The 11430-nt window shown below is 40.8% G+C and carries 12 protein-coding genes; 6 read left to right on the forward strand and 6 right to left on the reverse strand.

Annotation, left to right across the window (positions count from 1 at the left end; translation table 11 throughout):
* Nucleotides 1–7: 7 nt before the first annotated feature.
* On the reverse strand, nt 8–1084 hold the full coding sequence (locus G3569_RS08020; RefSeq protein WP_165267866.1) for a class I fructose-bisphosphate aldolase: 1077 nt from the start codon (nt 1082–1084) through the stop codon (nt 8–10).
* Between the two features lie 187 nt (nt 1085–1271).
* Here G3569_RS08020 and dusB point away from each other — a divergent pair, with 187 nt between their 5' ends.
* Entirely contained in the window at nt 1272–2264 is a 993-nt protein-coding gene (gene dusB, locus G3569_RS08025) for a tRNA dihydrouridine synthase DusB (RefSeq protein WP_165267868.1), read from the forward strand.
* 72 nt (nt 2265–2336) lie between these two features.
* Nucleotides 2337–2558, forward strand: coding sequence for a hypothetical protein (locus G3569_RS08030; RefSeq protein ID WP_165267870.1), 222 nt, complete (start codon nt 2337–2339; stop codon nt 2556–2558).
* A 51-nt stretch (nt 2559–2609) separates the two neighbouring features.
* Here G3569_RS08030 and G3569_RS08035 read toward each other — a convergent pair whose 3' ends face one another.
* Genes G3569_RS08035 through serS form a run of 3 tightly spaced genes read right to left on the reverse strand, consistent with a single transcriptional unit; the run spans nt 2610 to nt 5577 of the window.
* Nucleotides 2610–3494, reverse strand: coding sequence for a mechanosensitive ion channel family protein (locus tag G3569_RS08035; protein ID WP_165267872.1), 885 nt, complete (start codon nt 3492–3494; stop codon nt 2610–2612).
* 3 nt (nt 3495–3497) lie between these two features.
* The gene (locus G3569_RS08040) at nt 3498–4277 is read right to left on the reverse strand and encodes a DUF432 domain-containing protein (RefSeq protein ID WP_165267874.1); all 780 of its coding nucleotides are present in this window, start codon (nt 4275–4277) and stop codon (nt 3498–3500) included.
* Between the two features lie 25 nt (nt 4278–4302).
* Entirely contained in the window at nt 4303–5577 is a 1275-nt protein-coding gene (gene serS, locus G3569_RS08045; RefSeq protein ID WP_165267876.1) for a serine--tRNA ligase, read from the reverse strand.
* A gap of 204 nt (nt 5578–5781) precedes the next feature.
* Here serS and G3569_RS08050 point away from each other — a divergent pair, with 204 nt between their 5' ends.
* Nucleotides 5782–6258, forward strand: coding sequence for an Lrp/AsnC family transcriptional regulator (locus G3569_RS08050; protein ID WP_165267878.1), 477 nt, complete (start codon nt 5782–5784; stop codon nt 6256–6258).
* A gap of 85 nt (nt 6259–6343) precedes the next feature.
* Complete coding sequence (locus tag G3569_RS08055) at nt 6344–7789, forward strand: hypothetical protein (protein WP_165267880.1); 1446 nt, start codon at nt 6344–6346, stop codon at nt 7787–7789.
* 8 nt (nt 7790–7797) lie between these two features.
* Here the strand turns inward: G3569_RS08055 and rpoN are convergent, their stop codons facing one another.
* On the reverse strand, nt 7798–9324 hold the full coding sequence (gene rpoN / locus G3569_RS08060) for an RNA polymerase factor sigma-54 (RefSeq protein WP_165267882.1): 1527 nt from the start codon (nt 9322–9324) through the stop codon (nt 7798–7800).
* Nucleotides 9321–9527 (reverse strand): hypothetical protein, encoded by a 207-nt coding sequence (locus tag G3569_RS08065; protein ID WP_205720086.1) that lies wholly within the window; start codon nt 9525–9527, stop codon nt 9321–9323. Before G3569_RS08065 ends, rpoN begins: the two co-directional genes overlap by 4 nt.
* A 656-nt stretch (nt 9528–10183) precedes the next feature.
* On the opposite strand from G3569_RS08065, the gene G3569_RS18375 reads away from it, so the two are divergent.
* A complete protein-coding gene (locus G3569_RS18375; RefSeq protein ID WP_205720087.1) occupies nt 10184–10555 on the forward strand; it encodes a hypothetical protein in 372 nt (123 codons plus the stop codon).
* Nucleotides 10531–11262: an SIR2 family protein gene (locus G3569_RS08070; protein ID WP_165267886.1), complete on the forward strand. Its 732-nt coding sequence runs from the start codon at nt 10531–10533 to the stop codon at nt 11260–11262. Before G3569_RS18375 ends, G3569_RS08070 begins: the two co-directional genes overlap by 25 nt.
* The last annotated feature ends 168 nt before the right edge of the window (nt 11263–11430 follow it).

Below are 11430 nucleotides of genomic sequence, written 5' to 3' on the forward strand. Positions count from 1 at the left end.
AAGTGCGTTAAGCTACAGTAATATTATCATCCAGATAAACGTCTTGAATGAAGTTCAAAATGCGAACTCCTTCTTCCATTGGGCGCTGGAATGCTTTTCGGCCGGTAATAAGTCCCATACCGCCGGCACGTTTATTAATGACGGCTGTTCTAATAACTTGTTCAAAGTCATTATCACCAGAAGCTCCACCGGAATTAATAAGCCCTGCTCGTCCCATGTAGCTGTTTGCTACTTGGTAACGAGTAAGATCAATAGGATGATCACTGGAAAGCTCATCATAAATATCTTCATCAAGCTTACCATACGAAGAATCACCCATATTTAATGCTTTATACCCACCATTAAGGGTTGGTTGCTTCTGTTTAACAATATCAGCCTGGATTGTAACGCCAAGGTGATTTGCCTGGCCGGTTAAATCAGCTGCAGAATGGTAATCCTTACCGTCAACTTTAAATGCAGAGTTACGGGTATAGCACCATAGGATTGTTGCCATGCCAAGCTCATGCGCTCGTTCAAAAGCACGTGCAACTTCCTGAATCTGACGACTCGATTCTTGAGAACCGAAATAGATGGTAGCACCAACGGCTGTAGCTCCCATATCAAAAGCGCGGTCTACCGTACCAAACATAATTTGGTTGTAGTTGTTGGGGTAGGTCATCAACTCATTATGGTTGAGCTTAACAATAAAAGGAATCTTGTGGGCGTACTTTCTTGCTACAGAGCCCAATACCCCAAATGTAGAAGCAACACCGCTACAACCACCTTCAATGGCTAGCTTCACGATATTTTCCGGATCAAAATAATCGGGATTTGGCGCAAAAGATGCTCCGGCTGAGTGCTCAATACCTTGGTCAACCGGTAGAATTGATATGTAACCGGTGCCACCGAGCCTACCATGATTTAACAACTCCTGCATATTCTTAAGAACACGCGGATTCCTGTCAGATTGCCCCAATACGTCATCAACATACGACGAGCTTGGAATATGAAGGCGTTCTTTTGGAATCGTTTCACACTTATGATTTAATAGATCCTCGGCGTCCTCACCTAAGAGTTCTTCAATACTTTTTGATGCTAAAGCCATAGCGTTGGTCCCGTTATTTCAATAAAGTTAAATTTAAGAGATTGCTAATATAAGTGATAAAAAAGGAAATGACTAGTCGCATCATATTGTTTGGAAGCCCAATACCAAATACTCTTTGTAATCGATCTTCCACCAAAAAATCCGTATATTCCAAGCCTTCAAAAAATTGAACCGAACCCCCTTTTGTATGAAGATTGGCAATCTTGACCTAGGCAATAAACCTATTTTACTGGCTCCCATGGAGGATGTCACCGACTCCCCTTTCCGCACTATCTGTCGCAGAAAAGGAGCCAGCATTGTATATACCGAATTTATCAGTTCAGAAGCTATTATTCGGGACAATGATCAGGCGATGCATAAAATGGACTTTACGGAAGAACAACGACCATTCGGGGTTCAGATTTTTGGTGGCCGCGAAGAAGCAATGGAGGGAGCGGCGAAGATTGCTGAGTCTAACGATCCTGATGTTGTGGATATCAACTTTGGTTGTCCGGTATACAAAATTGTAAAAAAAGGAGCAGGCTGTGCATGTCTTAAAGATATGGACCTGATGAAATCGATGGCTGGGAGTGTTGTTGATGCGGTAGAAAATAAACCAGTAACCGTAAAAACACGCCTGGGATGGGATGACCGCACCATCAGAATTCAAGAAGCCGCTTTAATGTTACAAGATTTGGGCATAAAAGCGCTGACAGTGCACGCCCGAACACGGTGTCAAAAGTACAAAGGCGATGCGCGCTGGGAGTGGCTAAAAAAACTCAAAAACACTAAAGGACTTGAAATCCCTATTATTGGAAACGGGGATGTGACTTCTCCGGAAGATGCCAAACGAATGTTTGACGAAACCGGCGTTGACGGGATCATGATTGGCCGCGGTGCTATCGGTAATCCCTGGATTTTTGAACGATCTCGCCACTATATTGAAACCGGTGAACTGCTGCCCGAACCAACGGTAGAAGATCGGATCGACCTCTGTATTGAACAGTTACGCCGCTCAGTGAAACACCACGGCGAACGATATGGAGTTATCATCATGAAAAAGCACTACGGGCAATATCTCAAAGGGGTACACAACAGCCGCCACTTGCGGGCTGATATCATGAAAGAAAGTGAAATGCAGCCTATTATCGACCTAATGTTGAGATTCAAAAACGAAAAGATGTTCGCGACGGCTTCATAATATTGCGATTTTGAATCTTTTTATGCTGTAAGGCGTATCCCATAACAGACATTTAAAAAAACATACTCTCTTATGTGGCAACGCCTACTTCGCCTGCTTTCGACCGGCCTTAATGCTTACAGCTTTTATACAAATCCCGTTCGTTTTGTAACCAGCATCCTGTTAGTAATTATCCTCCCCTACTTGGCTTATATCTTTTGGGGGACTCTCATCATATTGGTACTGATTGCTGTAGGTATTTTCCTGATTTATAAAGCTATCACTAGTAGTACTGAAGGCTCCAATAACTATTGAGTGCCCAATGTGAGAAGACATTAGTCACAGCTTGGGGCACTTACTTACCATTTATTCAGCAGTCTCTTCACTCTCTTTAGCCTGCCCTGATTTATTAACCATCTCAATTGGCAGTGCTTCAGAAGCAGAACCCGCATACAGAGAAACATGAGGGAAAGGAATCTCGATACCTTCTTCATCAAACTTGGCTTTAACCTCTTCCTGAAGGGTATTTTTAAGCAGCAACCAATCATCCACAGGCGCCCAAACTCTAAAATCCAAGTTAATAGAAGAACTGCCGAAAGCATCAAAAATAATCTGCGGTTCGGGCTCACTTAACGAGTATTTATTCTTTTCAGCTACCTCCATCAGCAGATCACGTACACGCCCAATATCTTCTTTATAAGCTACCGAAACTTTTGCATCGAACCTGCGAATGGGAAACCGCGTCAAATTCGTAAGCTCTGTCTTAATGATCATTTCGTTCGGTATGCGCACATACTTATTGTCGAAAGTACGCAACTTTACCGACAACACATCTATTGACATCACTATACCCGTTGTAGTGTTAATAGTGATAATATCATCAACCTTAAAAGGCTGCTCAGCAATCAAAAACAACCCGCTGATGATATTAGAAACACTTGTCTGGGATGCAAAACCTATGGCAACACCCACAATTCCTGCGGCCCCTAACAGGGGAGCTAAACTAATTCCGAGTTCGCCCATCACGGTTACAAGCATGATGATCAAACCGGCATAGAAAACCAGTTTACCGGCTAACATTCCATAATGCGGAGCGTATTTTTTGGTAAAAAATCGCTGTGCCCATCCCCGTAAAATAAAGAGCACCGGTAAGGCGATAGCTATTAAGAGAGCTACCTTAATAATTAGCTGGAGCGTTTCCTCAGAAATATAGTGATAAATGTTAAATACAGAATCTTGAAAAAAATCCATAAACTATCGTCCTAAGGTTAGTGCATCTTCAAATATCTTGAACGTCCGAGTTGCTAAACTTTTTTGAATTTTCTTGCGAGGTGGAGTCAACAACTGGTCTTGTGATACTCCATCATGCAGCTTCCCGGTCATAATAACATCACTGTTTAGATCTTCGCCCTGGAAAACAATTTGGGTTTCATCAGCCCAAAGGTCCGTATTATGAGCAAACATACTCAGTCGCTCAACACGAAAGCAAAAATGTTCAAAATTCAGTTCTTCTGGGGACCGATTTGAAATAATAATCGGACAACTCACCAGGTGAGGCTTCTTTTCCACATCAGAAAGATCGCGTCGTGCCTTAGTCACAGCGTGATAACAGAGCTCGCCATCGGTTAGCGTGCCAAACCATGTTCTGGATAGCTTAGCAGTAGGTAATTCAATAAGTTGGTAATTGTTCTCAGCTATAGAGATACGAACCCAAATAGGAATGCGCGTATAGATCTGGATCTGAGTCTTTGGACTAATCTTGAGCGTATATTCAGAATGTACAACTAACGGCATATCAGGATATACCGGGCGTATATTTATCTCATCAGATACATTCTTGTGTGCCCATCTTGACCACTCCACACTTTCAGGCAGTTTTTCAGGATTTATCTCGCACGCGAGGTCAGACTTATAGCAATAGGCAATCCATATCTCTTCATTCCTGCGAACAAGCCAGAGGTGGAGATCTCCTATTGAAAAGTAACGCCTTTCTTCATCACTAAGCGTAAAATTGCCCCAAATATTTTCATCCATATGAGCTAACTCTATCTTTCAAATGCTATGAAGTGATAATTTCCGTTCCCATAAACGGCTGTAAGACATCAGGCACAAGGATACTGCCATCCTCTTGTTGGTATATTTCTAAGATGGCCGCTACCACACGCGGCAGTGCCAACCCTGACCCATTGATTGTATGCAAGGTCTCAGTATCACCATTTTCTTTACGATAACGAAGCATCATTCGACGTGCCTGAAAACTACCAAAATTTGAGCAAGAGCTGACTTCCAGCCACCGCTGCTGCCCCGGACTCCAGACTTCAAGATCGTATTTCTTTGTCTGTGTAAAGCCCATATCTCCGGTACACATTAGCAGCGTACGGTAAGGGATCTCCAGTGCTTCCAATAAAGATTCGGCGTATTCCCGCAAACTTTCCAACTCATCATAGGCATCGTCTGGATGCACCATCTTTACCAACTCCACTTTGTCGAACTGGTGCAGACGATTTAACCCGCGAACATCTTTACCATAGGAACCGGCCTCTCGCCGCCAGCAAGGAGTGTACGAAGTGTAACGGATCGGCAGATCATCTTTGTCAATAATCTCATCACGGTGAAAATTTGTTACCGGCACTTCGGCAGTGGGTATAGCAAAAAACTCATCGCGTGGTATCTCATACATCATATCCTCTTTATCGGGAATTTGTCCCGTGCCACGTGCTGAATCTTCATTAATAAAATAAGGTACCTGCAGTTCAGTAAACCCATTCTCCGTTGCTGTATTCAAAAAGTAGTTAATAAGCGCACGCTGGAGCCGGGCGATAGGCCCTACATAAAAAGGGAACCCTGCACCTGTGACTTTGGCTCCCCGTTCAAAATCGATCCACTCCTGTTCTTCACCTAATTCCCAGTGTGGTTTACGCCACTCCTCCTTGTTGGGCTCACCCCAGCTTTTAAATACTTCGTTATCTTCTTCAGTTTTTCCTACCGGTACCGATTTATGGGGCACATTGGGGATTTGCAACAACAGGTCTTCGCGATGGTTTTTTAGCGAGCGAAGCTTCGTTTCCTTTTCCTGTATTTCTTCTTTTAGTTTACTGGTATAATCAATGATTTCCTGGGCCTCATCTTTCTTACCCTGGCCCATCAACGCACCAATCTTTTTAGCTTTGTCGTTGCTTTCACTTCGCAACTCATCCGTTTCTTGTACCAGCGATCGCCACTGTTCATCTACAGTAATAACCTTATCGACGATCTCGGGGTTTGACTCTCCCTTATTTTGCATCGCCTGTTTAACTTTTTCGGCATTTTCTCTGATATATGTGACGTCCAGCATTCGTTAAATACTTTTTATTAATTAATCTGTTTGGGCTAAAGATAATAGAGTTTTACCAAAGGTATGAACCTTAAATAATCAATTTTTGGGATCTCTTGTTTAACGATATGATAAGGAGTTAAAAAGCATTAAAATGGTTGAATTCCTAATTATTTAAAGTTATTTTCCGTAAATCATAGAAAAATTAGGAAAATTTAGGTTTAGATGGCACAGGGACTAGATGAAATTGACATTAAAATACTTAAGCATTTACAAAAACATGGTCGTGCCCAGCGTAACAGACTTGCCGAAATTGTGCACCTCTCCGTGCCTTCAGTTTCGGAACGGATGCGAAAACTTGAAGAAAAAGAGCTAATAACAGGATACCACGCCGTTTTAGACTCTAAACGTTTCAAATTTGATATTACGGCTTTTGTTTTTGTTGAGGTTGACGGCTCTGAAAACTACCCAAAATTCATTGAAGCAGCTACTACTGAACCGGAAATTCTGGAATGCCATTCAATTACGGGCGATGGTTCGCATATCCTTAAAATCCGCACAGAAAACACTGCTTCCTTTGAAAATTTACTCTCTCAAATTCAAGCATGGCCCGGCGTAAGTAAAAGTCGCTCCAACGTAGTATTGAGTAGTTTCAAAGAAACGGCTGAACTGCCTATTGAAAATACATTTGAACCCAAATAATTATATCCGGCCATTTCCATTGGCGTATTCCAAATATCGCTTCTTTTGTCTCACTCTTCTTTTTCTGGCTTTAAGTAGTTCATTAGTGACCGCCCAACGGTCAGTAGGTGTGGAGTGGGACATCCCCCAAAAACCTGATGTTGCAATACAGCAACTTAATCAATTTAATGAACTGGGGATCTCCATTCTCAAATTGACCCCTCCCGTTGAACCGCTTGTTTGGCGTAAAATCGAAGAGATGGGATTTACCGTCTATGGCGATATTGATATTTCTTACCCGATAACAGAGACATTCGCCGAACCGGACTCCTCTCTTATCCTCAAAATACAGGAAAAATCTGCAGCGCTTTTAAATCGACCGTCTGTAAAAGCAATAGGGCTTTTTGAATACGGTCTTATAAATGAAGAGAGGTTTCAAAGTGCTATAGCGCCCTTTATTACCGAACTCCAAAACGCCGGAGTCGACAGTATTTATTATAAAGTCAGTTACCAACAAAGAGCAACTAGCAACACACGAAGGGCAGACTTTATTATTCGGGATATCCATATAACTCCTGCGAATATTAATACTCTCTCAATTTCTAATCCCAAATGGGCCGGTGTATTTAACTTTTCTCCTGCAGCATCTGTTGATCAATATCTGACTCCATTCAAAAAGTTTCTTTCTGTTACTGCTGAATATGCCGACAAACCACTGCTGATTGACAGCAACTGGCTGCTTACAAAAGTTGAAGAAGAGCCTACATTTAGCACTACAATACAAACGCTCACCAACCAGGCAGAACTTATTTTCCCGGTACCCAGTGAATCACTGCCCAATGATCATACCTCCCCAACCCCTATCATCATATTGCTACTCATTTGGGCAAGCGTAGGGCTTCATTATAACAGCAGTCCTCTGTACCGAAAATCTTTATTCCGCTATTTTTCGGCTCACAAGTTTTTTATTGATGATATTTTTCAAAGACATATTCGATCTGTTGTACCCGCTATTTTCTTAATACTACAAAATGCCTTTTTAATTGCTGCAGCTATATGTGTCGTTCGCATAGCTATATTTTCACCCCGGGGTTTTGATGCCTTGCTGTACCATATTCCTTCGATAGCAATTATGGGTTCCAGTGGCATCTCACTCTCTGCCTGGGCATTTCTACTCTCTTTAGCACTTGCTTTTATAAGTATTATCTGGCTCTACATAAGCCACAAACAGATAAATTCTTTAACACAAGTTGCTACAATTTATGCCTGGCCACTCCAGGTTAATTTAGTTGTCACCTCAATTTTAGTTGTCCTTTTTTCGGCCGGGGCTGCTGCAACGTTAATTATGATAATTGGTATTTTGCCGATAATGATACAGCTCTTTAGCTTTATTATCACCTCTTTTGACGCAGCACGCTATTCCTCTTCTCGCACATTGGTGTACCTACTGCTTACAAGTGGGTTATTTATGCTAATAATGGTCGTACTATTAATCTGGGGCTTAACGTCCCCCTCTCTCACAGAAACACTCTCTTTAGCAGCTTCGCTATAAGCTGTATATTAACAGATCTGTTTCCGAAGTCGGGCAACTGGGATACTCAACTTTTCACGATATTTACTTACGGTTCGTCGCGCTACCTTATATCCCTGTTCTTGTAGTTTATCAGCAATAGCCTGATCACTCAGTGGTTTCTGCTTGTTTTCATTGTCAACAATTTCTTGTACCGCATTTTTGACTTCTCGGCTGGATACTTCTTCTCCATCTACTGTTTCTAATCCTTCACTGAAGAAGTATTTCAATTCGAACACCCCAAAATGAGTTTGCACATACTTTCCATTAACCACGCGAGAGATCGTAGAAATATCAAGGTTTACCCGCTCTGCAATATCTTTGAGGATCATCGGTTTTAACCCCTCTCCGTGTTTAAAGAAGTTTTCTTGAAGGGCTACAATAGTCTGCATCGTATTCATCAACGTATTCTGTCGCTGACGAATAGAATCAATAAACCACTGTGCTGATTCTATCTTACTCTTGATAAAGTTTTTCGTCTCTTTATTCTGTTTACTTTTCTTTTTCTTCTTTTTTAGGTCGTCCCACATCTCTTTATAACGTGGCGAAATACGTAAAGGGGGCACATTACTGTTATTCAGCTGAATAACAAAATCCCCCTCTTCTTCTTGTCCATTTTTATTCGGTCCCGCCGGCTGATAATAAACCTCGAAGTCGGGCTCAATGTAGTTTTGTGTATCATCAACGGCATTACCGCCTCCCCCGGGTTTAGGATCCAATCCTTTAATATAATCAAACGCAGACTTAAGCTGTTCATCATCAACATCCAGCTTTTTCTTCAGTTTCTTGAAGTGCTTTTTCTCAAAAAGCGCCCAATAATCCCGCAACATTTCAATAGCAATTTCTCTTCCCTCGGACTTATCTCCCAGCATCTCAAGCTGCACCAAAAGGCAATCTCTGAGATCGCGCGAGGCAATACCAATAGGGTCTAAGCGCTGAATCTCTTTTCGTACCTTCTCAACCTCTTCCTTATTGGTCAGGGTACCCTCATTGAAAGCAATATTATCTACCACTGCTTCAATTTCTCGGCGGAAATAACCATCCTGGTCAAGAGAACCTAAAATCTGATTAGCTATGAGTTTCTGTTCATCGTCAAAATTGAGAAGGCTCACTTGTTGCTCCAGCTCTTCGAGTAAAGACTCATGGTATGGATTCGGAAGATCACGCCAAGTTTGATCACCGCCACCGCCGGCATATCCTGACCCGCCGCTGTAGTTCTCTCCTTCATATTCGGTATTGTTCATAAACTCTTCCCAGTCGACCTCTTCATTCTGATCAACGGGTTCGAGCTCGTCCTGCGTATCTTCTTCTGCTTCCCAATCCGACTCGTCAAACTCCTCAAGTGAATCGTCTTGTTCTGCTTCTTCAAGAACCGGATTCTCTTCCAACTCTTCTTTAATACGCTGTTCCAAAGCTATAGTAGGGAGCTGCAGCAGCTTTATATATTGTATCTGCTGGGGTGACAGCCGCTGTTGCTGCGACTGCTTTTGATTCATCTGTTGACCAGTTTTAATCATACTTCGGGAGCCCCTTCTTTTTTAGTTCTAATTTCTTTACAGAACTTTTTAAACGCACTATACCAGTTTTTATCGTATCGACGAATTAAAGATTCTTTCAAAAAATTAGGTGAATAAACTTCTTCTTGTTCTCCTTTTATAGATGCAACCTTACAGTTGGATAAGTCACAAACAAATTTTGCCGTGGCAATATCTTCGGACAATATGGTATTTTGAAGTCGAAACATTTATTTAAAAGATACTTTTTATCAGGGCGAACTTAAATATTGAATTCGTACCCGCCAACTGCCTGCTTATTAAAATGGTTTCAGAAACCCTTCCTTTAACGATAACATAAAAAATTTATCGGATTAATTGTGTAATTGATTGACTATTTAGAATCTCAATGGGCCACTCATCATTCCATAATGTGCGCAAACCTCTCAACTAGAGAGCTTGCAAAAAATATTAATGACCCTGCTGCCTTCTTATTGTTAATGACTCTGAAAAACTAATCATATCTTGTCATGCTGAACTTATTTCAGCATCGCATATACAATTATTAGCATTAAAACCGAGATCCTGAAACAAGTTCAGGATGACATGTAACTTTCTATATTTTCTATAAGTTAAGCATAAAAAATTACTTAAGAGTTGTTACAAGGCGGTATATAGGCTCCTTAAAATAACATTTAGGGTCTAGTGCAGCATTTCAAACGAGCGAACGAGCGCAAGCTCGTGAGTGAGTGTTGCTTAGAAAAAGGATAGATCTGGGACAATTCAAAGTAAAAGGCAACAAGTAACAAAATAGACATAGCTTTATGGTTTTTGTTGATTTGTTTACAACTTACGAGCTAATACTTCAATCATCGAGTGACTTATGAACATAGCCCTAATTGTTGGTAATGGCCTAACTATTGATCTGATCAAGAAAAATGATTTATCAATTGACACCAGTAAACCATTATCACTTTCGTTTGATGTACCTCTAAACTCTGGCAAGAATTGGAAAGAGGCATTTCCAATTTTCTTTGAGCTGTACAAAAATAGGTTTAACAAAATTAAGTACTGTTCAAGATACTGTAAGACCGATTCAGACTTTGATTTTTTTGAATTTGTCTCAGAAGAATATCTAAAACATGGTGATATTGATATAGATTGTGAGGCTAGACAGTTTTTGTCTTTCTCTTATTCATACCTACAAACAAAAATAGTTAGTAGGGACCTTTGCAAAACCAGGCAGTTATCCTGAATGTAATGAAGGATCTCCCTTTCAACGGCAGCAGATGGATACTGGAGATTCTTCGACAAGCTCAGAATGACGAAATCAAAGGTTTTGCAAAGCCCTCTAGTAATCATTATGAAAGTTGGAAATGGACAGACTGGCTAAATAGTCATATAAATTCTATAGGAGCTGTCATTTCATTCAATTATGATTTGGTAGTTGAAAAGCTTTTTAAGGAGTTTGGGGTTAAGTTAACTCCCCACGAAATGAATAATGAATCGGGAGATATATTTTTTACAAAGCCACACGGATCTATAAATTATGAGGTTAATTCTTCTCATGTCAATGTACCTAAAAACCAATATCCTTTAACAATCAAAATTGCTGGCATTGATACTCCTAATATCGAAATTATCAGTGATGACCAGTTGCACGAACCTCGCAAAACATCTTTTTTAGTTTTGCCCAACGAATACAGAAAAAAGTTGCAATGGGTTGAGAATGCATATAAGCATTTTAGCCTTATTGCTCAGTCCTATTCACATATTTTATTTGTTGGGCTTTCATATTGGCCAAAAGACAGACCAGAGATAAACAAAATAGTTAAAGGAACTTCAAAAAAATCTACAATTATTGAAGTAAATACGTCACCTCAAGAAGGGTTTAAAGAGTACGTGACAGAATTAAATAGAGCCTATGAATTTTGGAAGTCTGACCCTGAGATTCGGGCGTAACTTTTGCCCTCCCCATATCCGCCTCTCTTTTTAAAAAAAATAAACAGGGGATTTAACTGCCTTCTTATTGTTAAGGAGCTTTGCGAAACTAGCCACATCTTGTCATGCTGTCATTAGCATTAAAACCGAGATCCTGAAACAAGTTCTTTTAGACTTCGGTAGGAATAT

Origin of the sequence: Fodinibius halophilus, from assembly GCF_011059105.1 — a bacterium.
GTDB lineage: Bacteria > Bacteroidota > Rhodothermia > Balneolales > Balneolaceae > Fodinibius > Fodinibius halophilus.

Bases quoted from the DNA above. Each gene is read 5' to 3' on its own strand.
- G3569_RS08035 (WP_165267872.1), bottom strand. From the start codon at position 3,494: ATGGATTTTTTTCAAGATTCTGTATTTAACATTTATCACTATATTTCT.
- rpoN (WP_165267882.1), bottom strand. From the start codon at position 9,324: ATGATTAAAACTGGTCAACAGATGAATCAAAAGCAGTCGCAGCAACAG.
- G3569_RS08050 (WP_165267878.1), top strand. From the start codon at position 5,782: ATGGCACAGGGACTAGATGAAATTGACATTAAAATACTTAAGCATTTA.
- G3569_RS08030 (WP_165267870.1), top strand. From the start codon at position 2,337: ATGTGGCAACGCCTACTTCGCCTGCTTTCGACCGGCCTTAATGCTTAC.
- serS (WP_165267876.1), bottom strand. From the start codon at position 5,577: ATGCTGGACGTCACATATATCAGAGAAAATGCCGAAAAAGTTAAACAG.
- G3569_RS18375 (WP_205720087.1), top strand. From the start codon at position 10,184: ATGAACATAGCCCTAATTGTTGGTAATGGCCTAACTATTGATCTGATC.
- G3569_RS08020 (WP_165267866.1), bottom strand. From the start codon at position 1,084: ATGGCTTTAGCATCAAAAAGTATTGAAGAACTCTTAGGTGAGGACGCC.
- G3569_RS08040 (WP_165267874.1), bottom strand. From the start codon at position 4,277: ATGGATGAAAATATTTGGGGCAATTTTACGCTTAGTGATGAAGAAAGG.
- dusB (WP_165267868.1), top strand. From the start codon at position 1,272: ATGAAGATTGGCAATCTTGACCTAGGCAATAAACCTATTTTACTGGCT.